Source organism: Paraburkholderia hospita (genome assembly GCF_002902965.1).
Lineage (GTDB): Bacteria > Pseudomonadota > Gammaproteobacteria > Burkholderiales > Burkholderiaceae > Paraburkholderia > Paraburkholderia hospita.
The window spans coordinates 2,428,085-2,452,804 of sequence record NZ_CP026106.1; the positions used below are offsets into that span (position 1 = coordinate 2,428,085).

The following is a 24,720-nucleotide window of genomic DNA, read 5'->3' on the forward strand; positions in this document are numbered from 1 at the left end:
CCTTGATGGGAACGCCATCAGAACGTTTCGAAATACTCGCGGTGTTCCCACTCGGTCACTTCCAGATTGAAGCGATTGATCTCCGCTTCCTTCAGCTTGCAGAAGTAGTCGATGAATGCGCTGCCGAATCCTTCGCGCAGCGATTCGTCGGCATGTAGCGCGGCGATCGCATCGCTCAACGTGCGGGGCAATGCATCGGCCTGCGTTTCGTAGGGCGTATCCGCCGATGCAGGCAGTTCGAGTTTGCGTCTGAGTCCGTCCAGCCCCGAGATCACCTGCGAGCCGAAGTACAGGTACGGATTCGCGGCCGGCTCGCCCACGCGGTTTTCGATGCGCGTCGCGGGATCGTTTTGTCCGCCCAGCACGCGCAACATCACGCCGCGGTTGTCGCATCCCCAGTTCGCGCGATCGGGTGCATTCGAATACGGCCGATAGCGGCGATATCCGTTGATGGTCGGCGTCGACAGTGCGGCTGCGCCTTGCGCGTGCGCGAGCAAGCCTGCAAGATAGCGCTGCCCGACCACCGAGAGCGGCGCATCCGTATTGGTCGGCATGAACGCGTTGCTGCCGTCCGCGCTATGCACGAGCGACTGATGCAGATGCCATCCACTCGACACGACATTCGGAATCCGCGGGCGACACATGAACGTCGCGTGATAACCGTTGCGCTGACAGATCTGCTTGACCGCGCTGCGAAACAGAATCATGTCGTCCGCACTCTTGATGCCTCGGGTCGGCGCGAACGTGAACTCGAACTGGCTCGGGCCGTATTCGACTTCGAGCGAGCGCACGGGCAACGCGAGCCCGTCGATGCCTCGCCTGAGCATTTCCATCACGTTATCGACGGCGTCGTAGCGCAGTTCCGTCAGATACTGATAACCATGCGACAACAGCTCGACATCGGGCGGAATGCCCGGCTGCCCCGAATGCTCGGGCTTCATGTTCGGATCAGTGACCTTGAAGACATGAAACTCGACTTCGAGACCGGACACGAGTTCGAACCCATGATTGCCGAGCTGTTCCAGCGCATGGCGAAACAGATGACGCGTGCCGAACGGCACGGGCCTCCCGTTCGGAAAGTAGACGTCGCACAGCACCCAACCCGTATGCGGCGCCCACGGCAGAATGCGGAAGGTCTCGGGATCGGCGACCATCAACGTATCGCAGGCGCCCTGCATTTCAGGCATGTCGAAGCCGCCGCCTGCCGTGAACACGGGGAACACCGTGCGGTGCGACGTATCTTTGGCGAGCAGCGTGCTCGTCAGCGTGACGCCAGACTTGAATGCGCTGATCGCCTCATCGACGACGAGCGTCTTGCCGCGCAGCAGTCCGTGCTGATCGGGAAACGAAAAGCGGACCACTTGCACGTCGCTCTTTTTGAGCCGTTCGAGCAGCTCGGCGTACGCATCATGCTGAGCGTCCGTCCACAAACCATGGTTTTCAACAAAAGACATCGTGCTTCACGCGGCAGTTGAACGGCCGCGCGCTCCATTGTGATTGCGGGATCCGTCCTCAAGCCTTCGGCGCGGGCCACGGCGCGGCATCGCGGCGTTTGACGTCGGATGCCTTCCAGTAGTCGTCCCAGCCATCGGCGGGCCCAATGCCGTCGATCGATGCCGGTCCCGTCAGATGCGCCGCCTGCTGTTCGTCGATCATCATCAGCGTCTTCTCGCCGGCGCGCGTCTTCTCGATCGCATCGACGAGCAGACGCCGGTACGCGATGATCCCCTTGTCGGTCGTGCCCAGATGCTCGCGCGTGCGGTCCTGGATCGCGCCCTGCGATTCGACGGCCCACTGGTCGTGGACGTTGATGTCGAAACCCATGCCCGTGTAGGTCTGGCTCTGTTGCTCGTCGATATCGAAGCCGTAGTGGTTGCGTTTGTTCTTGCGCGATGTGTAGTCGGGCAGTTCGTACAGGTCGAGCCGTTGCGCGCGCATCTGCGCCTTGTCGGTCGGCGCGCCGAAGCTCGTGAAGATCGCGTACCAGTAACAGTTCTCGTCGTCGACGGGCACGTGCCATTGCGTGATCGTCATGTCCGCACTCATCGGAATCACGAACGCCTGCGGAAACACGACGTTGGTCACGCGCACGTGCGTCTGCGTGTCGTCGAGCGGGCGCTTCGCGATCAGCCGAAGCCCATAGTCAGCCGGACTGACGAGAATCTCGGGCGACTCGTATTCGCGCAGCACCTTCGTGATCGGCATATCCGAATCCGCCGACGCGCCGCGAAACTGCTTGCCGTAGCTGTCGCTCACGTCCTCGTCTTCGAAGAAGCGGTGCAGGAACGATGCGTGGGCGGGATCGATGCCGACTTCGAGCGCCTGCAGCCAGTTGCATTCGAACAGCCCTTTGAAGGCGAACGTGTATTCGCCCGGCGCGGCGAAACAGTCGAAGTTCGGGAACGCAGGCGGCTCGCCGCCGCCGATGTAGGCGAACAGAATGCCGCTGCGCTCGACCACGGGATACGCGCTTTGGCGGACCTTCTTGCAGAGCGTGCTACCGATGGGTTCGCCGGGCGTCGACAGACAGCTTCCGTTGACGTCGAAGAGCCAGCCGTGAAACGCGCAGCGCAGGCCGCCTGCCTCCAGACGGCCCGCCGCCAGATCCGCGCCGCGATGCGGGCAGTCGCGATCGAGCATGCCGTAGCGGCCCTGCTCGTCCTTGAATACGACGAAGTCCTGCCCCATCAACCGCACCGCACGGACGGGGCGCTGCGCGGGCAACTCCTCCACGAGCGCCACGGGCTGCCAGTAGTTGCGCAGTAGCTGGCCGGCGGGCGTGCCTTTGCCGACGCGCGTGATCGTGTCGTTTTGCTGGGAACTCATCATGGCCTGTCTCCGGTTGACCTGAATGCATGAGGCGGCTTGCTGTATGCAATGTGGCCTCTGATGAGCACGAAGAATAGAGCTAAGAATTCAAATATTCAATCTTTGCATACACAACACATCGCTCAAGAATCCGTTTTAATCGTCAAAATCATGGCAAACATTCCTTTATACCTTTGATACATATAGATATTTATCTACGCTCCAGGACTTTCCCTGGAGCATACGCTCGGAGCCAGAAAATTACGATTCAGGCCGTATTGCATACAGTTCAGAACATCTCGTCACCCGCGTCCGCATTTTTCGACCCCGCGCCGCCTCGCATGCCCTACAATCAGACGCACGAAGTCCGCCGCGGCTATCCCGGCAAGAGCACCGGAGAAAATGAAATGGAATCCCAGCAAGAACGTGTATTGGTGTATCTGCGCGATCTGATCCTGAAGGGCGAATTCGCCCCCGGCGAGCGCCTCGGCGAAGTCGCGCTCGCCGAACGGTTGCAGGCATCGCGCACGCCCGTTCGGCTCGCGCTCACCACGCTCGAACAGGAAGGCCTTGTCGAACCATCCCCGGCGGGCGGCTATGTGATGCGGCGTATCACCGCCGCGGAAATCACGGATGCCATCGCGGTACGCGGGCATCTCGAAGGCATGGCTGCGCGTCTCGTGGCCGAACATGGCGTGCCGCGCCAGTTGTCGAACGCGCTGAACGAATGTCTGCGCGGGGGCGACCGGCTGCTCGCGAAGTCCGAACTGGACCTCGACGACTACGCCGCGTACACGGACATGAATAGCCGGTTTCACAAGCTGATCGTCGAAGGCTCGGGCAACGCGGCGCTGATCCGCGCGATCGAAATGAACAACCGTCTGCCGTTCGCCGCCGCAAGCGCGATGCTGCCGATGCAATCCGCCATCGACGAAGGCCGTCAATGGCTTTTCATGGCACATCAGCAGCATCACAGCCTCGTGCAGGCGATGGAACGCGGCGAAGGTACACGCGCGCAGTCGCTGGCGACGGAGCACGTGCAGATCGCGCAAAGAAATCTGACCTATGCGCTCGAACGTCCAGAGGTTTATCTGAAGCTCGCGCCTGCGTTGCAGCTTGTCGCGGAGGCGGTTTTATAAGCGCCGTGTCGGTACGCGTACCGACTGCATGGCGTCGAAACCCGTTTTAGACGCTGGCTGGCAAATCCCATCTGCTGCAAGTTGAACTTGCAGCCTTTTCACCGCAGTCCGTCCTTCGCCTGTGTCATCATTGGCTTAACATTTTCAAAGCCGTGGAGACCGGTCCTAAATGAATTCGGACGCCTATATTGTCGACTCCATTATCCGATCGCGGAAAGCTGTTCGGGTCTTTCGTCCAGACGCAGTTTCGAAAGAAAACGTCATTGCTATTCTCGACGTCGCACGTACGGCGCCCAGCAATTCGAACACGCAACCGTGGCGCGTTCACGTGCTGGGCGGCGAGGTCAAACGGCAATTCAGCGACGCGCTAGCGCGTGCTCACGCGGACGAAACGCATCCGCCGCTGCAACACATGCCGGAACCTTTACCCGACTCATTCCGCTCGCGACAGGAGGATTTCGGTATGCGCTACTACGGCGCACTCGGTATCGACAAATCGGACGTCGATGCACGTTCCCGGGCAACAGGCAGAAACTTCGATTTTTTCGGTGCCCCCGTCGGCATGATTTTCACGATCGATGCCTGCCTAAAGAAGCACAGCTGGCTCGACTATGGGCTGTTCCTTCAAACCGTCATGATTGCGGCTCGCTCTCGCGGACTGCATACGTGCCCGCAAGTCTCGTTCGCGCGTTACCAGTCGGTCATCGCCAATCAACTCGCGCTTGAACCGGGCCACGAGGTGGTCTGCGGGATGTCTCTCGGCTATGCGGACGAGGATTCCGTCGTGAACCGACTCCAGATCCCGCGTGAGTCGGTCGACGGGTTCGCAAGGTTCGCCGGGCTCGACGAATAGAACTGACGCACGTCTTGCAAGCACGCCCGCAAACGCGATGCGTGCGCGTGATCGCGATGGCCCATCGAACCCATCGGGCCATTGGCCGCGTCACGCAACCGACATTCTTTCCCTCGCTGTTCTCAACATCTTCTCCTCAGAATCATGACCATCAAAGTTCTTGCCCTATGCGGAAGCGGCCGCCGCGATTCGTTGAATCGCAAACTTCTGGACGTAGCAGCACGCGGCGCGCATGAGGCCGGCGGTGAGATTACATTTATCTCGTCGACGGACTATCAGTTGCCACTGTATGAAGGCGACTTCGAAAATGGGCACGGCGTGCCTGACAGCGTAAGAAATCTGCAGCGACTGTTTGCGGAACACACCGCGCTTCTGGTTGCATCGCCGGAGCACAACGGCGGTTACACGGCGTCGCTCAAGAACGCGATTGACTGGGTCAGTCGACCTCTCGAGAGCGGTGAGCCCGGGATTCGGCTAATCGCAACGAAAGTGGCCGCCGTGGTATCTGCATCGCCAGGACCGATGGGCGGTGTTCGTTCGATGCTCGGCATGCGAGGGGTGCTTGAAAAGCTGGGCGCCATCGTTATTCCGCAAGGATTCTCACTTGGCGCAGCGCATCTGGCATTCACCGAAGCGGGTCGTCTCTCCGACGAAAAGGCGGACGCCGAGGTCCGACTGGTCGGCGCCCGTTTGGTTGAAACGACACGGCAACTCTCCCGACAATAAGCAGGAAGGGGGTGCGTAGCCCATACGCCAGGTCCGCTGATCGAGTCTGATGCGCAACTGGCGCCCCCCTACTCGTTGCTTTTAACCAGGTTGGGTATCTAAAATACTTATCGGCAAGAAATTTTCGATGGTCGGCAGACCGCTTTGCCGACCGTGCTTCGCGCCTGCTGCCCGGTCTGAAGACATCATAATTAGCCGTAGAACCGTGGTTGACACACCCGAGACCGCTGTTATCTCATGCGTTTATTCAATGCGGGATTTGCTTCGTTGACAGACCGTCTTGCGAAGCGACGCGTGTCACGGGACTTACGGCTATGGCAAAAATCATCGGCGGGCTTGCCGCATCACATACTCCGACGATCGGCTTCGCGTTCGACAAGAACAAGCGGGACGATCCGGTCTGGGCGCCAATCTTCGAGAATTTCGCTCCGCTGGCCGACTGGCTCGCCGAGAAGCGCCCCGACGTGCTGGTCACGATCTATAACGACCACGTCACGTCGTTCTTCTTCGATCACTATTCGGCGTTCGCACTGGGCGTCGGCGAGCAGTGGCAGGTCGCGGACGAAGGCGGCGGCGCACGCGATTTGCCCGCCATCAAGGGCCATCCGCAATTCGCTGCGCACATCGGCAAGTCGCTGATGACGGACGAGTTCGACATGTCCTTCTTTCAGAACAAGGCGCTCGATCACGGCTGCTTCTCGCCTCTGTCGATGCTGTGCCCGCACAAGCCGGAATGGCCCGTCAAACTCGTTCCTCTGCAGATGGGTGTTCTGCAACTCCCCGTGCCCAGCGCGCGACGCTTCTACAAGCTCGGTCAGGCGCTGCGCCGCGCGATCGAAAGCTACCCGGAAGACCTGAAAGTCGCGATTCTCGCGACAGGCGGCCTCTCCCACCAGGTGCACGGCGAACGCGCCGGCTTCAATAACACTGAATGGGACCAGCGCTTCCTCGACCTGTTCGAGCGCGACCCCGAGCAGCTCGCGAACATGACCATCGCCGAATATGCGGAACTCGGCGGCTACGAAGGCGCGGAAGTCATCATGTGGCTCACGATGCGCGGCGCGCTGTCGTCGAACGTGGTCTGCAAGCACCGCAGCTACTACCTGCCGTCGATGGCGGGCATCGCGACGGCGATTTATGAAGGCGAAGACAGCGAGCCCAATCCGGCCATCGTCGAGCGGCATCGTCAGAAGATGGCGGTTGAACTCACCAATGTCGAGAAACTCGACGGCACGTATCCGTTCTCGATCGAGATGGCCGTGCGCGCGTATCGGATCAACGATTACCTGCATCGCATGGTCGAACCGGAGCATCGCGAAGCATTCAAGCGCGACGAAGAAGCGAGCTTCGAGGCGGCAGGCCTGACCGAACAGGAGCGCGACCTGATCCGCCGGCGCGACTGGCGCGGACTACTCCACTATGGCGTCATCTTCTTCATGCTGGAGAAGCTCGGCGCCGTGACAGGCGTGTCGAATCTGCACATCTACGCCGCCATGCGTGGCGAAACACTCGATGCATTCCAGAAGACCCGCAACGCGCCCGGTGCGCTTTATTCGGTAGCCGGCAAGGGTAGTCAAAGCCTTTCATGGGACAAGTCCGGGTCGCCCAAGCAATAGACCGCACGGACGCCTAGCCATTGCACTGACAGAGACAGCAACGATGATCATCGACATTCACGGCCACTACACCACTGCACCGAAAGCGCTGGAAACCTGGCGCAACCGCCAGATCGCCGGCATCAAGAATCCGGCTGAGATGCCGCACGCGTCCGAACTGCACATTAGCGACGATGAATTGCGCGAGTCTATCGAGAGCAACCAGCTTCGGCTGATGCGCGAGCGTGGCCTCGATCTGACTATTTTCAGTCCGCGTGCGAGCTTCATGGCGCATCACATTGGGGACTTCGAGGTCTCGAGCACATGGGCGGCCATCTGCAATGAACTGTGCTTTCGCGTAAGCGAGCTGTTCCCGGACCACTTCATTCCGGCGGCGATGCTGCCGCAAAGTCCCGGCGTCGATGTCAAGACCTGCATTCCTGAACTGGTGAAGTGCGTCGAACAGTATGGCAATGTCGCCATCAACCTGAACCCGGACCCGTCGGGTGGTCACTGGACCAGCCCGCCGCTGTCGGACCGGTACTGGTATCCCATCTACGAGAAGATGGTCGAATACGACATCCCGGCGATGATTCACGTCAGCACGAGTTGCAATGCGTGTTTTCACACCACCGGTGCGCATTATCTGAACGCGGATACGACCGCTTTCATGCAATGCCTCACTTCGGATCTGTTCCAGGATTTCCCGACGCTGCGCTTCGTCATCCCGCACGGCGGCGGTGCTGCGCCGTATCACTGGGGGCGCTTCCGTGGGCTTGCGCAGGAGCTGAAGAAGCCTCTGCTCAAGGACCATCTGCTGAACAACGTGTTCTTCGATACCTGCGTCTATCACCAGCCGGGCATCGACCTGCTGACGCGTGTGATCCCCGTCGAGAACATTCTCTTCGCGAGCGAAATGATTGGCGCCGTGCGGGGCATCGACCCTGAAACGGGCTTCAACTACGACGACACGAAGCGCTATGTCGAGGCAGCGGCCATCGACGCAGAGGACCGTTACAAGATCTACGAGGGCAACGCGCGGCGTGTCTATCCGCGTCTGGACGCAGCCCTCAAGGCAAAGGGAGTTTAACTATGTATGAAATGGGCGTTGTCTACCGCAACATCAAACGCGCGGATAAGGAAGTCGCCAGCAAGCTTGGCGCCTTGGGTTCCGCCACCGTTCACGAGGCAATGGGTCGTACCGGCCTGCTCAAGCCGTACATGCGCCCTATCTACCCTCACGCCCAGGCGTGCGGTACAGCGGTCACGGTCCTGCTGCATCCCGGCGACAACTGGATGATGCACGTCGCTGCCGAACAGATTCAACCCGGCGACATCGTCGTTGCGGCCATCACGGCGGACTGCACCGATGGCTACTTTGGCGATCTGCTGGCGACCAGCTTCAAGGCGCGTGGCGCCACGGGTCTCATCATCGATGCCGGTGTGCGCGACGTAAAAGTTCTTGAGGAGATGGGGTTCCCCGTCTGGAGCAAGGCAATTTCTTCGAAGGGCACGATCAAGGCAACGGTGGGCTCGGTCAATATCCCGGTGGTTTGCGCTGGCGCACTCGTTTCACCTGGCGATGTGATCGTCGCGGACTTCGACGGCGTGGTCGCCGTTCCTGCTGCTGCCGCCGCCGCGGTACTCGACAAGGCGAGCGCGCGGGAAGCACTGGAAGCAGAGAAACGCGCGAAGCTCGCTTCCGGTGTTCTGGGACTCGACATGTACAACATGCGTGAGCCGCTGAAGCAGGCCGGCCTGCGTTATATCGACTGATTGAGACCAGTATGCCGACTGATTCATTGACTGTCATATCGTCGATGGCTACGCGTCATGTTTTGACGCAGCTTGCGCAAGCGTACGAGGCCATGTCCCGGCAGCACGTTTCGATTGTTTCGGTAGGCGGGGTTGAGGCAGCCCGACGCATTCAGGAAGGCGAGCGTTTCGATGTTGTCGTTCTTGCGTCCGATGCACTCGATCGGCTGGAGCGTGATGGTCACGTCATCTCGGGAAGCCGCGTCGGTGTTGCGCGCTCGGAGGTGGCGGTCGCCATCAAGCACGGAGAGCCGCGTCGGGACGTCAGTTCAGAATCCGCTGTACGCGATGCCGTGTTGCGCGCCCGGACCATCGGGTATTCAACGGGACCGAGCGGGACGCATATCATCAATCTGCTTCGTCAATGGGGCATTGCTGACGTCATCGCGGATCGTATCGTTGAGGCGCGGCCCGGTGTACCCGTTGGCAGTCTCGTCGCCGAAGGAAAGGTCGAACTCGGCTTCCAGCAGCTAAGTGAACTTGTCCACGAACCCGGCATCGATATAGTCGGCATGCTTCCAGCAGCGATCCAGGCTGTCACGGTCTTTTCAGCGGCAATCTGCGCAACGTCGGAACGACAGGAAGCCGCCAAAGCCTTCCTGAACCATCTCGCTTCCGCGGACGGCGATCAGGTGAAAATCGCGCACGGAATGGCGCCTGTCTGACTTTCGTGTCGATCCCAATATCCGCGAACAGCCGGAAGCTTGGGAGAGACTGCGGTGACGGCCGGGCCTTCACCGCAGTCTGTCAGGTTTCGCGTCCGGATCGCTTCAAACGAAACTAACCCATTCACCCTTCGCTCGGATCATACGGCGACACGCAGTTCTCAAGCTTCCATTTCTTCTCGGCGTCCGTATCAGGCCGAGGCGGTCGAATGCCGTCGATCAACCACAGTTCTCGCGGCGTTTCGCCGACGTGCAACTCGTAGTGGTAGCCCCGATCCTGAACAAATGGCGCTATCGCAGCATTCGCCTTGCGCAGCCACGACTCCGTCCACACGACGTCCTTGGCGATGTGTCTGGCGAACTGGTCCAGTCTGATTCTCACAAAGTCGTCTCGTGACACGCCTCCCATGTAGAAGGAGTCCTTCGGCTGCTCATGAAACAGGACGCCTACGTAGAAGCGAGGAATGATGTAAATGTCGGCGATACGATTGGCCATCTCCTGCTTGTCATCTGCCGTGTAGGCACCGACGGGATGATAGATATTCCACAAAGGCATTTTTGTCTCCATGCATCAATAGATGCCGCGTTTCTTATGTCAGAACATCTGGGTCTCTTGCGAGATTGGATGAATTTGACATGAGTGAGGCGGCGGTATCGGTAGTCCAAGGATAGGCCACCGGTGAAAACCAGTGCGCTTCGCAACGCAGCGCTTTTAGGAAAAGCAATCCGCCCTAGTGGCGACGCGGAAGGCCAAGTATGCTGCGAGCTTCGTCAGGCGTTGCCACGTCTCCTCCGATGCTTTTGATGATATTCACCGCACGCTTAACCAGCGCTGCGTTGCCCGGCGCCAGCTCTCCTTTGGCAAGATAAAGATTGTCCTCGAGGCCTACGCGGACATGGCCGCCAAGAATCACGCTTTGCGCCACGATCGGAAATTGGGCACGCGAGATGCCGAACGCCGACCAACGCGCGCCCTCGGGCAGATACCGCTTCATCTGAAGAAGACTTTCGGTGTCGGCGGACGCTCCCCATGGCACGCCAAGGCACAACTGGAACAGCGGAGCCTGGAAAATCCCCTGCGTTTCGATCAGGTGGCGCGCGAGGCGCACGTGCCCGAGATCGAATACCTCGAGCTCCGGCTTCACGCCCGCTTCCTCGATCAAGGTTGCCATCTTGACCAGATGGTCGGGCACGTTCACGAATGCGCGATTGCCGAAGTTCATGGTCGCTATGTCGAGCGTGCAGATCTCCGGACGCAATTCGAGCACATGCTGGACGCGTGCCTCAGGCGTCATCATCGTACTCAGTTCACTGCCCCGGTTCGGGTCTTCGTCACTGGGAACGAAACGTGCACCCGGGCCCGTCGTCAGATTGATCAATATCGGGCACCCGCTTTCGCGGATACGCGAAACGACTTCTCTGTAGAGCGACAGCTCCGTGCTCGGAACGCCAGTCTTAGGGTCACGAACGTGAATGTGAGCGATGCTCGCACCGGCTTCGCATGCAGCAATGGCCTCATCGGCAATTTGCCTGGGCGTAACGGGCACTGCAGGGTTCAACCGCGGGGTATCGTCGCTGCCAGTGAGTGCGCAACTGATAATCGTCTTGCTTGTCATAGTGTTCGTTCAAAGGGAATATGAATGAAGCGCCACAATCGCGCGCTTCGCCATGGGCGCAGCGTCAGGCGTCCCGTTCAGGCGGCCCGCGCGGGGCCGAACGGTGGCGCCCCGACGGGCGCAACCTTGATCAGCTTCTTGTTGACGAACTCGTCGAAGCCAAGCTGAGAAAGCTCCCGACCAAAACCTGAACGCTTGACGCCACCGAACGGCAATTCCGCCGAGGTGCCGAAAGGCTGATTGACGAACACCATGCCGCTGTCGATCTGCGCGGCGACCCGCTCGCCGCGTTCGGTATCCGCGGTGAACACCGACGCGCCGAGACCGAACGGCGTGCCATTGGCGAGCGCAATCGCGGCGGCTTCGTCCTCGACGACGTGGAAAGCGGCGACGGGCCCGAACAGTTCTTCGGCGAAGACGGGATTCTGCGGTGTGATGTCGGTGAGAATAGTTGGTTGCAAGTAGAAGCCCGGGCGCTCGACGCGCTTGCCGCCACACGCGATGCGCGCACCGTGCGAAGTCGCGCGCTCGATCTGCTCGAGCAGCAGGTTGAGTGCGCGCTCGGACGAGACGGGAGCGACGGCGGTCGCCGGATCGGTGGGATCGCCGGTCTCGAGCGCGGCCATACGCGTCGCGAAGCCATCGAGGAACGCGTCGCCGCGTGCCTTGCCGACCACGATGATGCGTTTGGAGCTGACGCATAGTTGACCCGCATTGAACATGCGGCCCGCGACGGCGCTTTGGATGGCCCAGTCTAGCGGCGCATCCTCCAGTACGATGAACGGATCACTGCCGCCCAGTTCGAGCACGACTTTCTTCAGATTGCGGCCGGCACGCTCGGCGACCGCGGCACCGGCGCGCTCGCTGCCCGTCAGCGTCACACCCTGGACGCGCGGATCGTCGATGACGCGCCCGGCCTGTTCGATCGAGATGAACAGATTCGTATATACGCCATCGGGCGCACCCGCTTCCTCGAACAGCCGCGCGAAGGCCAATGCCGATTGCGGCACGTTTTCCGCGTGCTTGAGCAGCAGGACGTTGCCCACCATCAGTTGCGGTCCGGCCACTCGCGCAATCTGGTAGTACGGCAAATTCCACGGCTCGATGCCGAGCAGCACGCCGACCGGCTCGATATGCACCGCCGCGCCGGGCGCTTCTGCGAGCGGACGGGGCTGCAGATAGGCTTGTGCGTGCTTCGCGTAGTAGTCGAGAATGCTGGCCGCCGATTCCACTTCCCTTAGCGCTTCCCCGCTGCGCTTGCCCATTTCCAGCGTCAGATAGCCAGCGTATTCGACCGCCTTTTCCCGCAGCAGCGCCGCCGCGCGCGACACGATGCGTGCCCGGTCGCTGACCGGACGGCGGCGCCAGTCGGTTTCAAAAGCGCGATGCGCCGCAGCAAGCTTCGCTTCTAGCAACGCGTCGGATATGTCGTCGTAGGTGGCGAGCAGTTCGCCGGTGGCAGGATTGATGGTCATGTACGGCATGAGGTTCTCCGTGAAAAGGGATGGCATCGCGTCATCGCATGACCTCATGCTAACACCGTTAACACCATTTCTGCACACGCTTTTGACGCCAGGAATAACCCTCATGGAACTTCATGTTAACGGTGTTACTATAATCAGGTATTTTTTCAACTGAGGAAGCGAAATGGCAAAGGGATATTGGGTGGCGGCGTATCGAGCGGTCCATGACGCGAGCAAGCTCGCGGCATACGGCGTCCTCGCGACAGAGGTGGTGAAAGCGGCGGGCGGAAAGTTCCTGGTGCGAGGCGGAGAGGTCGTTGCGTTCGAGGCGGGTCTGAAGGAACGGACGGTCGTGGTCGAATTCCCGAGCTTCGAACAGGCTCTTGCCACGTTTCAGAGTGAGGCTTATCAGAATGCGCTGGCCGTACTGGGGGACGGAGCCGAAAGGGACGCGCGCGTTGTCGCGGGCGTCGACTACTGACGCTCATTGAAGGGTAGCGAGGCCGCCCGCACTGTATGTCAGCGCGGGCGCTGTTCACTGGAGCAGCCAGCATTCGACCAGTGTGACGATATGACTGTCGACTCATGCGCCGCCGGCATCAAGTTCAATCCCAATACGAGGATTTCCCTGCCGCACTGTTCCAATCGAGGATTTCCGGAGAAAGTTTTGGCTGATAGACAAATGTCGTTACGCGCCCTGGTCGAGCATTGGCTTGCACCCGGTAAGACGCAGCGGGTCAGAGTCGTCGAGTTTCGGAATAACAGAATCAGGCAGCAATGCTACGTACGTGTGGAGGTGTTGAAGACAGGCGAGCGCATGGCGATGTTCTTCTTCCGGCACCAGGATGGCATATGGCGCGTATTTCCCCCTGCTCGAGCCCGGCCCGCGATGGGCTGCAGTCTTAGTTTTACTCGCTAACGGAATCAACGCGATGTCCTGACGGGAAAACGCGTGTCGAGTCGATCACGATGCATGTCATTTAGTTCGTTATGCTATTTGTTAAGCATTACGGGCTGCACTGTAGCGTTCGAATAGTCGCCCCCCAGCTGTCTTTCCAACGACAGAGAAACGAACCTCTCCACGCGTTACGTATTGAGTGTCCCGAGTGCGCAGTGGCCAGGGAAAACGCGACTATCAACACATCGTCCGAATGTTATGCTTGTTAACATCTAAATCCGAAACACCTGAACCAGACAAAATGGAGCAACGATGGACGAAGCAATTGTTCTGAAAGAAGTCAAAGGTAACGTGACGGTTCTTACGATGAACCGCCGCCCACATAACCTGATGGGTCCGACGCTGTATCGCGCGCTACTCGATGAGTTCGACGAGGCGGTGAAACGCGGCTCACGCGCGATCCTGCTGCGCAGCGGTCTGCGGCACTTCTCGGCCGGCGCCGAAGTGTCGCTCTTCCCGGATCGCATTGCCAGGCAAGGCCAGGGGCTGATGGATCCGCTCGAGGTGCTGCGCGGCTTCGAGACACTGCCGATCCCGATCGTTGTCGCGGTGAACGGCACCTGCCTTGGCGGCGGCTTCGAAGTGGCGCTCGCCTGCGACTTCAGCGTGGTCGCCGAGTCGGCCAGGATCGGATCAGTCGAGGTCGCGCTGGGCCTGCATCCGCTGCTCGGCGGCATCCAGCGTCAGGTGATGCGCGCCGGGCCGGCGCGTGCAAAAGAACTCGCGATGCTCGGCCGCCGTTACGACGCAGCGACGCTCGAACGCTGGGGCTTGATCAATCTAGTCGTGCCCGACGACAAGCTCGATGAAGTCGCGCTGTCCGTTGCGCAGGAACTGGCGGCCGGTCCAACCATCGCGCATGCCGCGACAAAGCAGATCGTGCGGATCGCGGTCAACGAGGGTGTCGCTGCCGCCGACGAAGCAATGTTCGAACTGCAAAAGCCGGTCTGGGCGTCGCAAGATATCAAGCGTGGACTGGAGGCCTTCAATACCTCCGGCCCGGGCACCGCCATTTTCGAGGGAAATTGACATGGGCGGACCACTCGAAGGACTCAAGGTCGTCGACTTTTCACGGGTGCTGGCCGGCCCGCTGTGCGCCCGGACGCTGGCCGATCTCGGTGCCGACGTGATCAAGATCGAGCCGCCGCGGCCCGATGTGTCGCGTGCTGCGTTCCCGAATCGCGACGGCATGTCGGGCTACTACGCGCAGCAGAATAGCGGCAAGCGCAACGTCAGTATCGATCTGAACGCGCCGCACGCACGCGAGCTCGTGCTACGACTGTGCGACGAGGCGGACATCATCGTCGAGAATTTTCGGGCCGGCACGCTCAAGGGCTTCGGACTCGACTATGACACGCTCGCGAGGCGCAATCCAAAGGTCGTCTACGTGTCGATCACCGGCTACGGCCAGCGCGGCCCCTGGGCGTCACGCATGGCCTACGCACCGACCGTGCAGGCCGAAACGGGCTTCACGCACAACACACTGCGCCACTTCGACAGCGCGGCCGACGGCCGCAAGTGGACCGATCCGCTGTCGCACGCGGACGTCTATGCGGGCCTGCAGGCGACCATCGCCGTGCTCGCAGCGGTGCGCAAGCGTGAAGTAACGGGACGCGGCCAATACATCGACGTCGCGATGGCCGCCGTGATGCTGTCGATCAACGAACGCGCTCACCTCGATCTCGCCGGTGTCGATACGGGCGCCGAGCCGGGCATCCTCGGCGCCTCCGACGGCCCGCATTTCGTTGGCCCCGGTGGCGAAGAGTTCGTTGCGGCGCAAAGCATCATCGGCAGCAACACATTTCCGAATTACTTGCGCGCCATGCGCCGAATGGACCTTGCGCGGGATCCGCGCTTCAGCACCGCTGAGCGCCGCCAGCAGAACTACAACGCACTGCATGCAGTGATCCAGACGTGGATGCTGTCATTCCGCGATCTCAGGACGCTCGATGCGCAGCTGGACGAGGCCAAGATCGCGATAGGCCAGATCCGCACGCTGAAGGAACTGGCCGAAACCGATTGGGCGAAGCAGTGGGGAGCGGTGCACGAAGTTCCGGACCGCCGCGGCGGCTCGTATCTCATCCACGGCTATCCATGGCGCTTTTCCGATGACGAGCTTGGAATGCGCAGCGCGCCGGCGTTTCGCGGCGAGCACAACGAACAGGTGTTCCGCGAAGCGGGCCTGGCGGATGTCGAAATCCGCAATGCGGTGGACACCGGCATTCTGGTCGGCGGGCCTCCACCGTCCGTGAAGCAGATAGACGCGGCTGTTCTTGCGGAAGCACAGTCCAACTAAACGTAACCACATGTCGCGGCGCCAACGGCGCTGTAGCCCGTGCGTAAGGCTGTCGCGACTGTTGCTCGCGACAGACCGCACCGTATCGTGACCCGAACGCAATGACAGCCGATGTTTGCTGGAGCGGACCCGCGACGGGCGGCAAACGATCACCCTGCCGGCACGCGAAGTACGAACGTATCTCGAAGACGGAGACACAGTCTCTTTCTTCCGTCGATGCGGGCGTGGGTTTCAGGACGATTGGCTTCGGAGAGTGTGTCGCAGAAGCGACCGGCGACCTCTGATAGCTGCAGTCCACCTTGTATTTCCAGTATCAACACAACACGTCGGAGGACCCGAATGGAAGTGGCGAAGCAAGCCTGTGTAGACGGATCATCGTCAGATGACAACACCCTCCTGCGGAAGGCCTACGCTTCGGCCCAATGGAGGATATTGCCGATATTGTTCGGCTTATGGATGCTGGCGTGGGTCGGTCGTTCGAACGTGGCTTTTGCGAAGTTGCAGATGGTCGTGGATCTGCGATTCAGCGAAACGGTCTATGGATTGGGCGCCGGGCTCTTCTTCGTCGGCTATGTGCTGTTCGGCGTGCCTACCACGATATTGCAAAAGAAGTTCGGTGCACGCGCCGTGCTTGCCGGTATCGCCTGCGCGTGGGGCGTGACGAGTGTCGCGATGACGTTCGTCAATAGCGCGCCGACGTTCTACGCGTTGAGGTTCCTGCTCGGTGTGTTCGAGGCCGGTTTCTACCCAGGCGTCGTGTTGTACTTCAATGCGTGGTTCCCGGGCAAAAGGCGCACCCGCAATTTCAGCATGTTCCACTCAGGGTCGCTCTTCTCGACGGTCGCGATCGGCTTGACAGGTGGATTCGTGCTCGAGCACATGAATGGACTGGCCGGCTTTCAGGGCTGGCGATGGATGTTCTTCACTCAGGCAATCCCTACCGTCGTGTTGGCGTGCGTCGCGTTCGCGATACTTCCGGATCTGCCCGGCAACGCAAAGTGGCTTTCGGCGCGACAGCGCAAGCTCGTCGAGGACGATCTCAGGAACAATGCCGAAGCGATGGACGACGCGGGCGTAGACGAGCGTCCCCTGTTACTCAACCCGACTGTCTGGATCCTGAGCGCGGCCTACTTCAGCCTCCTGGCCGCCACGGCGGCACTGTTTTTCTTCTCCCCGACGATACTTCGTGAGGCGGGATTCGGCGGGTACAAAGAGATTGGCCGGGCAGTTGCCGGTGCCTGCGTTCTGGGTGCACTCGGCAATGTGCTCATCTGCAGCATCGGGGGCGCCCCGCATCGCCGTCGGCTCTTCTGTGCGCTGGCGGCGGTCTTCACTGCCGCAAGCCTCTCGACGCTCGTCTTTGTTTGGCACAGTAGTACCACCGCGACTTTCTTCCTGCTTGTTCTTGGCTTCGCGGGAACGGGGGCTGGTATAACGCTCTTCTGGCAGATGTCTGTCGGCCTGCTCAGCGGTAAGTCGCTGGTGGTCGGCGTGCCGTTAATCAGTTCCATCGCCAACGTCGCCGGCTTCGTTACGCCTTTTCTGATCGGACATGTCCGCGACGTAACGGGAACTTACGCGAGTGGGTTCATCATGATTGCCTGTGTCCAGGCACTTGGCGTCGTCGTTCTTCTGTTCGGCGTGCAGCGGATTGTCAGGAGGCGGTTGCGCGTTGTCGATATATCGGTTCAAAGCACAACGTGATTAGTCGATGCCGACGTGGGCGCGGCAGGTGCCCGCGTCGTGTACCGAAAATCCGCTCCGGGCGCTGCGCACCTTTGAGCGGCCAGGCACGCGATGTATCCCGACGCCCATTCGCGCAACTGAACCGCTAGAATGCGTGTAGCGACACACCCGTGTTTTACGCGTGATTCGCGATATTGCGTGCCTCTCTGCGCGGAATTTATAATCAATCCCTTGCCTTGCTCCTCGAACAAAGGTCACGTGAGTCCCAAGCCATCTATCGCGAAGAATGCGGATTACCACCACGGCAATCTGCGCAATGCGCTCATTGAAGCGGGGCGCAGCGCACTCATGGAGGTATCGGCGCAAGACCTGAGCCTTCGTTATCTCGCGCGCATGGTGGGCGTATCAGAAGCCGCGCCCTCGCGGCATTTTGCCGGCATCGACGAACTGCTTGCCACGATCGCGGCAAGCGGTTATCGCGACCTCGCTGCGCTGCGCGTTGCGATCCGTGACAGCGAGGATACGGCGCTTGCCAAAGCGTACCGGATGATGCGGGTGTACATCGAGTTCGCGCAGCACCACAATGGGCTGTTCAGTCTGATGATCGGGCCTCGCATCGCGGCGCATCAGGCGTATCCGGAACTCGCCGAGGAAAGTAACCGGTCTTTTGGGTTGTTCTCCGAGACGATCGAGGCGCTGGCTATCGAGAGTGGTTGGGCTCAGTCCGATCTCAAGCTCGTCACCCATGCCGCGTGGAGTATGGAGCATGGTCTCGCCACGCTGATCCTGTCGAACCGCGCACCGCGTGCGGACACCAAAGTGGCGATACCAAAGTTGATCGACTTCGTGGTGATGACACTGCTTAGCGCCATCATGGCGGGCCCGGATCATCTCCAGAGCGTGATACAGCAATGCGAGCTGGTTCAGAAGCCTGTAGCTACGCGCACAGCTCGAAAGCGGGCCAAAGCGTAGCCATCGTCGCTGTCGAAGGCACCGCGCCGGTCGGGGCCGGCTCATGTTGCATCATCGCAGCGCCCATCGCTGGGCGCCGCCCGGTTTTGAAGTTACTCGTCAAAGTCCGTTGCTTCGGATGAGCCTTTCCACGCATCAAGGTCGCGTTGAACGGCCGCGGCTTTCTGCGCTGCCAGTTCGTTGGCGATTTTGCCGGCGAACAGGTGCAACGGTGGTTCGGCAACATCAACGGCCTGCATGATCAACATGGCCAGTTTTTCCGGATCACCGGCCTGATGACCGTGCAGCGTGCCCAGGTGCAGATCGAGTGACGCCCTGGCTTCCGTATATTCATCAATCTGGCGTTTGGCCACCGCCAGCGCGCCGCTCGACAAAAACTCCGTGCGCACGGGACCGGGGTACACCACCGTCGCCTTGATGTCGAACTCGGCCACCTCGGACGCGAGCGATTCGGTCAGGCCGGCGAGCGCGAACTTGCTCGCCACATAGCTGCCCCAGCCGGCGTAACCGCCCTGATAACCGACGATCGACGCAATGTTGACGACATGTCCGCCACGCTGCTCGCGCAGATGCGGGAGCGCGTGTCGCAGTACAGTCAGCGGCGCGAACAGGTTGACTTCGAAGTTTTGCCGAAGCTCCTCGTCAGAGAGGGCTTCGACGGTTCCCTGTTGGGCGTATCCGGCGTTATTGACGATCACATCGATCTTGCCGAAGGTCCTGATGGTTTGCGCGATGGCCGAGCGCACGCTCTGATCGTCGGTCAGATCTACTTGCAGCGGAAGAAACTGCCCGGAGGCCGGACCGATTGCGTCCGTCAGCGATGCCACGGTTCGCGAGGTCGCGGCGACGCGATCGCCACGCGCGATGAGTTGCCGCACGAGTCGTTGGCCGACGCCTTTCGATGCGCCCGTAACGAACCAGATCTTCGCGGAATTGCTCATGATTATTTCCTTGATAAATACGTACTACGAATTTAAATAACGGCTACGATTCAAATAATCCGACCGAGTCCTTACTTGAGCGCCACGCTCATGCCACCATCCGCCATCACAACCGCGCCGACCATATAGCTGGCTTTATCGGACGCCAGAAAGACGATCACTTCGGCAATTTCGCGCGGATCGGCTGCACGTTTGATGGGCGCATTCTTGCCGTGTTCGGCAAGGAAGGCCCGGCCATCCTCGTGGATGTGGTTCGTGATGTTCGTTACGGCATCGCCGGACCCCACTGCATTGACACGAATGCCATGATCGATCGCCTCGAGCGACATGGCGCGCGTCAACTGGGCGAGCGCACCTTTGGACGCCGCATAGGCCGCGATAAGCGGAAACGCCTGATAGCACGCATATGAACCCACGTTGACGATGGCGCCCTTCTTCGCCGGCATCATCGCGCGCATTGCCTCGCGCGAGAACAGGAACGCACCCGTGGAATTGACCGCCTGAATGCGGTTCCAGTCGTCGAGTGTCATCTCGATGACCGGCTTGTTGATGATGATCGCGGCGTTGTTGACCAGAATGTCCAGCTTGCCGAAGCGTTCCATCGCGGTGGATACGGCGCGCACCGCGCTTTGCTCATGCGCGACGTCCGCGATGAGCGGGACGATCCCCGGACGCGCCAGTGCTTCGACGTTGGCGCCGCGCCCGACAGCAATCACGCTAGCGCCTTGCGCGTGCAGCAGCTCGGTGGTCGCAAGGCCGATGCCGCTTGCTGCGCCGGTGACGATGGCGACCTTGCCGGCGAACGGCTGGTCGGCGGATGCATGTGAAGTCATGGTGATTTTCCCTGGAGACGAGGATGATTAGAAAGGGCTCGCCGTCGGACGCACGACGATTTCGCTGACATCGACGTCGGCCGGCTGCTCGATCGCATAGGCGATCGAGCGCGCGATGGCGTCCGACGTCAGTGCGATGCGGCGGAAGTCGCGCATGGCGGCGCGCGCGGTGTCGTCGGAGATCGAGTCGGCCAATTCCGACTCCACGACGCCTGGGCAGATCACGGTCACACGCACCTTGTCGGATTCCTGCCGCAGGCCGTCCGAGATGGCGCGTACGGCGAACTTGGTCGCGCAGTACACGGCCGCCGTCGGCGAGACGGACAGGCCGCCGATCGACGAAATATTGATGACCTGGCCGAACCCCTGACGCTCCATGGTCGGCAGCACGGCAGCGATTCCGTGCAGCACGCCGCGGATGTTCACATCGATCATGCGATCCCACTCGTCCACTTTTGTCGCGCTCAAGGGCGACAACGGCATCACGCCGGCGTTGTTGACGATCACATCGATGCGGCCGAAGGTGTCCAGTGCGAACTGGGCGAAAGCGCTCACGCTGGTGGCGGAAGTGACGTCGAGCGCCTGATAGCAAACCGAGCCGCCGCTCGCCTGGACTTCTTCGGCCAGCGCCGCGAGCCGTTCGGTGCGCCGCGCGCCGATCACGAGGTGGTGCCCCTGGGCGGCAAGCAGCCGGACGGCCGCTTCGCCGATACCGCTGCTTGCTCCAGTGATGAGGATGACTTTGGATGGGTTGGATTGCGTCGTCATGTTGCGTTCTCCGTTCCGACAATCTGTGCAGGTTTGTCCGGGAGAAAGGCTGCGAAGCCTGCGCACGGAGCGGCAGGGCAATCGCGGCGGGGTCTCCGGGTCGCTTCGGCCGCACCGTCCAGCCGATGACCCATCTTATGAGCCGGGCACCTGCGCGCGAATACACGCGACAATCGCGGTATTGCCTATTCCTATTGAAGTGGATGCGGCCCGTGGATCGTATCCAGTAGAATTCCTGCACCCGATCCGGTGAAGGAGGAGTCCTCGTGACGGCTGCCCGCAACGCTGTTTCCGCAAAAATGGTGAGCCTGCTTCAGCGTCTGGCGCCGAACGAGGGGTACACCCAGTCCGCGCTCGAAGGGGTGCGGTTCATGCGCTCCAACCGGCCGTTGGGGCGTACGCCCGTGCTGTACGAGCCCAGCATCGTGATCGTGTGTCAGGGGCGCAAGTTGGGCTTTCTGGGCGAAGAGGTGTACGTGTACGACGCCCAGCACTATCTGATCCTGTCCGTGCCGCTGCCGTTCTCGACTGAAACGGAAGCGAGCGAGGCCGAGCCGATGCTGGCCGTTACGCTGCGTCTCGACCTGATCGAGCTGACCGACCTGATTCTGATGATCGATCGGTCCGGACGTCATCAGCAAGGTGTACCGCTTGGGATCGTATCGACGCCGCTCGAGGGAGACCTGGCCGAAGCGACCTTGCGCCTGCTCCAGGCCGTGAGCTCGCCGCTGGACGCCGAGGTGCTGGGGCCTGCCATCGTGCGGGAAATCTGCTACCGGGTATTGATCGGGGAACGAGGCGCAGCGATGAGAGCTGCGCTCGCGCATCAGGGCCGTTTCGGCAGAGTGGCGAAAGCCTTGCGGCGAATCCACACCGACTATGCGCAGTCACTCGATGTGAGTAGTCTCGCGGAAGAGGCAGGGATGAGCGTTCCCGCGTTTCATGTCAACTTCAGAACCGTCACCCTGACCTCTCCGATTCAATACATCAAGTCGACGCGTCTACATCAGGCGCGCTTGCTGATGATTCGAGACGGCTTGACTGCCGCCTCTGCGTCGGCGCGGGTCGGTTACGAAAGTCCCTCGCAGTTCAGCCGCGAGTTCAAGCGGTTTTTTGGCCGCTCACCGGCCGATGAGGCGCGAGATATGCGGGCATCGTTCGCGCTATCTCCCGCTGCAACGATCGACGATTTCGCCGCGTCTCATTGAATGATGACTTCGTGCGCTGCTGGTGGAAGACAACGTCTGAAGCGCGAACAGGCTGGGCCTTCAGCGCGTTGGCGATTCGAGAGAGGCCGGCAACCCCCAACGCAATCCAATCAGGATTATAATAATCCTCTTGATCCGTGGGAGCCGAAGACGTGGGACATTCTCAAGCTGACAAGATTGCCACCCATCAACGCATCGTCGATGCCGCTGCCAAACGCTTCCGCGAACAAGGGTTGGACGGCATCAGCATCGCTGACCTGATGAAAGATGCGGGCCTGACTGTAGGGGGTTTTTACCGGCATTTCGCTTCCCGTGACGAACTCATCGCTGAGGCTTTCGAGCACGCCCTGCGCGACGTCGAACCTTGGGAAGCGGCGATGGTCACTTCGCCCCGGCAAGCGATGCGCATGTACCTCTCTGATTCGCATCGTGACGAGGTGTCGAATAGTTGTCCCGTTTCAACGCTCGTGAATGATATGAGCCGCAGCACGGACGACGCGCGCGCGGCCTATACGGCCCGTGTCAAACGCATGGCCGAGTTGATCGCAAAAGCCATACCGACTGAAGACAGCGCGGACAAGCGTGCCGAAACACATCTCATCATGAGCGCGTGTGTCGGCGCGGTTGCACTGTCACGCGCCGTGACGGACCCCAAGCTTTCAAAGCAGATTCTCGATGGCGTGTTAAGCCAGATACTCGAACTACTGTCGCCGAAACGCGCCGCGAAATAACGGATATCAAAACAAGCGGCGAGCATCACCAAAGGTGCGCTCGCCGCTTTTTTCATGCAGACCGCCCGTGCTTCACTGTCGCCTGATTGCCCGACAGATTCAGCAAGCGGCTGGCATGCCCGGGCGTTACTCCACCCGCCTCGTATCAGTGGAACCGACGGTAACGTCACCACCCCACCCACCACCCAGCGCGCGAACGAGATTGACGGTCGCAGTCGCCTGAAGGCCGGTGAGCTGCACGGCCGTCGTTTGCGACTGAAGCACCGTGCGTTCGGCGTCAATCACATCGAGATAGTTGACGGCGCCTTCCCGGTACTGCGTGCGCGAGATCGTTGCAGCCCGCGTCGAAGCCTCCACGGCCTCATCCTGCGTCTGGACCTGCTGCTCGAGAATCCGCAAGTCCGACAGGTTGTCTTCGACCTCCTGGAACGCCTGTAGCACCTGCTGACGATAGTTCGCCACGTCTTCGTCGAATACGGCCCGCGCGTTCGCGAGATTCCCCGCGCGACGGCCTCCATCGAAGATCGGCACGGTCAGCGCGGTGCCCGCCAGCGGTCCGAGAATGAACGCCCGGCTGGACCATTTGAAAAGGTCTGCCAGCGTCGCGGACTCGAATCCCGCAGCGCCCGTTATCGACAGCGCCGGGAAATACGCCGCCTTCGCCACGCCGACGCGTGCATTTGCCGCCGCCATCGCCCGCTCGGCGGCCGCAATATCGGGCCGCCGCTCGAGCAGCGCGGACGGCAAGCCCGGCGGAATGCGAATCTGCACGGGCCGCAACGGGTTCGATGCCATCGAGAATTCGGACGGCGCCTTGCCCAGAAGAACCGCGAGACTGTGTTCCGCCGTCGCCCGCTGTCTCTCTGCCGTCATCGCATCGGAACGTGCCGTTGCCAGCTCGGCTTTGGCGCGGGCGACATCGAGTTCAGCGATGTCACCCGCGCCGAACTTCGACCGCACGAGTTTCAGCGCCTGCTCGCGCAGCGACACGTTCTGCGCGTAGACCTGCAGTTCCGCGTCCAGCTCGCGGACCTTGAAGTAGTTCGCAGCGACATCCGCCTGCAGCGAGAGCTGAACCGAGCGCAGCAGCGCCTCCGATTGTTCGCTCTCTGCACGACTCGCCCGCACCGCGTCAGACACCCGTCCGAACAGGTCCACTTCATAACTCGCGGTCGCCTGGGCGCGCCACAAGGTCTGTGCCGGAATATTTCCACCGTCCGGCTGCAACAGCGAAGCGGGCGAGACCTTTTCTCTGGTGGGTCCAAAGCCTGCGTCGATAGTCGGAAACAGACCGGCGCGGGTGGCCTGCTGGAGTGCGCGCGCTTCCTTGAGCCGCGCCGCTGCCGCAGCCAGATTCTGGTTGGCGGCGAGCGCCTGTTCTTCGAGATCGTTGAGAGCGGGATCATCGAAAATCACCCACCACTTCCCGCGCGGAATCTGGTCGGACGGTTGCGCGATTTTCCACGCGCCCGCCTGCCCTTCCGTTGTCGCCGTGGCCGTCGTGACGGGCGCTTCCTTGAAAGCCGCGGAGGCCGCCGAAGCGGGAACCTTGTACTCGGGCGCCAGCGAGCAACCCGCCGTCAGAAGGGCCGCGCTCAGCAGCGTCAACGAGCCCCAGAGCGCAACCTTCACTCTATTGTTCGACAT

Annotated in this window: 23 protein-coding genes; 14 read left to right on the forward strand and 9 right to left on the reverse strand. The window is 60.9% G+C overall.

Annotated elements, in window-relative coordinates; all coding sequences use genetic code 11:
• Positions 1 to 17: 17 nt before the first annotated feature.
• Together C2L64_RS29320 and C2L64_RS29325 are read right to left on the reverse strand one after the other, a co-directional pair.
• On the reverse strand, positions 18 to 1,454 hold the full coding sequence (locus C2L64_RS29320) for a glutamine synthetase family protein (RefSeq protein WP_007580866.1): 1,437 nt from the start codon (positions 1,452 to 1,454) through the stop codon (positions 18 to 20).
• Between the two features lie 58 nt (positions 1,455 to 1,512).
• On the reverse strand, positions 1,513 to 2,829 hold the full coding sequence (locus C2L64_RS29325) for an aromatic ring-hydroxylating dioxygenase subunit alpha (RefSeq protein ID WP_007580868.1): 1,317 nt from the start codon (positions 2,827 to 2,829) through the stop codon (positions 1,513 to 1,515).
• A 386-nt stretch (positions 2,830 to 3,215) separates the two neighbouring features.
• On the opposite strand from C2L64_RS29325, the gene C2L64_RS29330 reads away from it, so the two are divergent.
• The 7 genes from C2L64_RS29330 to C2L64_RS29360 all read left to right on the forward strand — a co-directional run bounded on the left by C2L64_RS29330 (position 3,216) and on the right by C2L64_RS29360 (position 9,601).
• Positions 3,216 to 3,947: a GntR family transcriptional regulator gene (locus tag C2L64_RS29330; protein WP_039900354.1), complete on the forward strand. Its 732-nt coding sequence runs from the start codon at positions 3,216 to 3,218 to the stop codon at positions 3,945 to 3,947.
• Between the two features lie 169 nt (positions 3,948 to 4,116).
• A complete protein-coding gene (locus C2L64_RS29335; protein ID WP_007580872.1) occupies positions 4,117 to 4,800 on the forward strand; it encodes a nitroreductase in 684 nt (227 codons plus the stop codon).
• 144 nt (positions 4,801 to 4,944) lie between these two features.
• Positions 4,945 to 5,526 (forward strand): NADPH-dependent FMN reductase, encoded by a 582-nt coding sequence (locus C2L64_RS29340; RefSeq protein ID WP_007580874.1) that lies wholly within the window; start codon positions 4,945 to 4,947, stop codon positions 5,524 to 5,526.
• A gap of 314 nt (positions 5,527 to 5,840) precedes the next feature.
• Complete coding sequence (locus tag C2L64_RS29345; protein ID WP_007580876.1) at positions 5,841 to 7,142, forward strand: gallate dioxygenase; 1,302 nt, start codon at positions 5,841 to 5,843, stop codon at positions 7,140 to 7,142.
• A 43-nt stretch (positions 7,143 to 7,185) separates the two neighbouring features.
• Complete coding sequence (locus C2L64_RS29350) at positions 7,186 to 8,211, forward strand: amidohydrolase family protein (RefSeq protein WP_007580878.1); 1,026 nt, start codon at positions 7,186 to 7,188, stop codon at positions 8,209 to 8,211.
• A gap of 2 nt (positions 8,212 to 8,213) precedes the next feature.
• Positions 8,214 to 8,897 carry a 4-carboxy-4-hydroxy-2-oxoadipate aldolase/oxaloacetate decarboxylase gene (ligK, locus tag C2L64_RS29355; protein WP_007580881.1) on the forward strand — a complete coding sequence of 228 codons (684 nt, stop codon included), beginning with the start codon at positions 8,214 to 8,216 and terminating at the stop codon, positions 8,895 to 8,897.
• An 11-nt stretch (positions 8,898 to 8,908) separates the two neighbouring features.
• Positions 8,909 to 9,601, forward strand: a complete 693-nt coding sequence (locus C2L64_RS29360) for a substrate-binding domain-containing protein (RefSeq protein WP_007580882.1) — start codon at positions 8,909 to 8,911, stop codon at positions 9,599 to 9,601.
• A gap of 124 nt (positions 9,602 to 9,725) precedes the next feature.
• Here C2L64_RS29360 and C2L64_RS29365 read toward each other — a convergent pair whose 3' ends face one another.
• The 3 genes from C2L64_RS29365 to C2L64_RS29375 form a co-directional block, all read right to left on the reverse strand.
• Complete coding sequence (locus C2L64_RS29365) at positions 9,726 to 10,157, reverse strand: tautomerase family protein (protein ID WP_007580884.1); 432 nt, start codon at positions 10,155 to 10,157, stop codon at positions 9,726 to 9,728.
• Between the two features lie 175 nt (positions 10,158 to 10,332).
• Positions 10,333 to 11,217: a BKACE family enzyme gene (locus C2L64_RS29370; protein ID WP_007580886.1), complete on the reverse strand. Its 885-nt coding sequence runs from the start codon at positions 11,215 to 11,217 to the stop codon at positions 10,333 to 10,335.
• A 77-nt stretch (positions 11,218 to 11,294) separates the two neighbouring features.
• On the reverse strand, positions 11,295 to 12,701 hold the full coding sequence (locus C2L64_RS29375; protein ID WP_007580888.1) for an NAD-dependent succinate-semialdehyde dehydrogenase: 1,407 nt from the start codon (positions 12,699 to 12,701) through the stop codon (positions 11,295 to 11,297).
• Positions 12,702 to 12,864: 163 nt separating this feature from the next.
• On the opposite strand from C2L64_RS29375, the gene C2L64_RS29380 reads away from it, so the two are divergent.
• From C2L64_RS29380 to C2L64_RS29405, 5 genes are all read left to right on the forward strand, one after another.
• A complete protein-coding gene (locus C2L64_RS29380) occupies positions 12,865 to 13,161 on the forward strand; it encodes a DUF1330 domain-containing protein (RefSeq protein ID WP_007580890.1) in 297 nt (98 codons plus the stop codon).
• A gap of 729 nt (positions 13,162 to 13,890) precedes the next feature.
• A complete protein-coding gene (locus C2L64_RS29390; RefSeq protein WP_007580893.1) occupies positions 13,891 to 14,667 on the forward strand; it encodes an enoyl-CoA hydratase/isomerase family protein in 777 nt (258 codons plus the stop codon).
• 1 nt (position 14,668) lies between these two features.
• Entirely contained in the window at positions 14,669 to 15,934 is a 1,266-nt protein-coding gene (locus C2L64_RS29395) for a CaiB/BaiF CoA transferase family protein (RefSeq protein ID WP_007580895.1), read from the forward strand.
• A 339-nt stretch (positions 15,935 to 16,273) separates the two neighbouring features.
• Positions 16,274 to 17,638 carry an MFS transporter gene (locus C2L64_RS29400; protein ID WP_039900298.1) on the forward strand — a complete coding sequence of 455 codons (1,365 nt, stop codon included), beginning with the start codon at positions 16,274 to 16,276 and terminating at the stop codon, positions 17,636 to 17,638.
• Between the two features lie 240 nt (positions 17,639 to 17,878).
• Positions 17,879 to 18,592, forward strand: a complete 714-nt coding sequence (locus C2L64_RS29405; protein WP_007580899.1) for a TetR/AcrR family transcriptional regulator — start codon at positions 17,879 to 17,881, stop codon at positions 18,590 to 18,592.
• Positions 18,593 to 18,684: 92 nt separating this feature from the next.
• On the opposite strand, the gene C2L64_RS29410 is transcribed toward C2L64_RS29405, so the two are convergent.
• The 3 genes from C2L64_RS29410 to C2L64_RS29420 all read right to left on the reverse strand — a co-directional run bounded on the left by C2L64_RS29410 (position 18,685) and on the right by C2L64_RS29420 (position 21,134).
• Positions 18,685 to 19,533: an SDR family oxidoreductase gene (locus C2L64_RS29410; protein ID WP_007580900.1), complete on the reverse strand. Its 849-nt coding sequence runs from the start codon at positions 19,531 to 19,533 to the stop codon at positions 18,685 to 18,687.
• 71 nt (positions 19,534 to 19,604) lie between these two features.
• Positions 19,605 to 20,366 carry an SDR family NAD(P)-dependent oxidoreductase gene (locus tag C2L64_RS29415; protein ID WP_007580901.1) on the reverse strand — a complete coding sequence of 254 codons (762 nt, stop codon included), beginning with the start codon at positions 20,364 to 20,366 and terminating at the stop codon, positions 19,605 to 19,607.
• 27 nt (positions 20,367 to 20,393) lie between these two features.
• Positions 20,394 to 21,134: an SDR family oxidoreductase gene (locus tag C2L64_RS29420; RefSeq protein ID WP_007580902.1), complete on the reverse strand. Its 741-nt coding sequence runs from the start codon at positions 21,132 to 21,134 to the stop codon at positions 20,394 to 20,396.
• A gap of 299 nt (positions 21,135 to 21,433) precedes the next feature.
• On the opposite strand from C2L64_RS29420, the gene C2L64_RS29425 reads away from it, so the two are divergent.
• On the forward strand, positions 21,434 to 22,342 hold the full coding sequence (locus C2L64_RS29425; RefSeq protein WP_039900356.1) for an AraC family transcriptional regulator: 909 nt from the start codon (positions 21,434 to 21,436) through the stop codon (positions 22,340 to 22,342).
• Positions 22,343 to 22,479: 137 nt separating this feature from the next.
• Positions 22,480 to 23,073: a TetR/AcrR family transcriptional regulator gene (locus C2L64_RS29430; protein WP_242681753.1), complete on the forward strand. Its 594-nt coding sequence runs from the start codon at positions 22,480 to 22,482 to the stop codon at positions 23,071 to 23,073.
• Positions 23,074 to 23,199: 126 nt separating this feature from the next.
• On the opposite strand, the gene C2L64_RS29435 is transcribed toward C2L64_RS29430, so the two are convergent.
• The gene (locus C2L64_RS29435; protein WP_007580905.1) at positions 23,200 to 24,720 is read right to left on the reverse strand and encodes an efflux transporter outer membrane subunit; all 1,521 of its coding nucleotides are present in this window, start codon (positions 24,718 to 24,720) and stop codon (positions 23,200 to 23,202) included.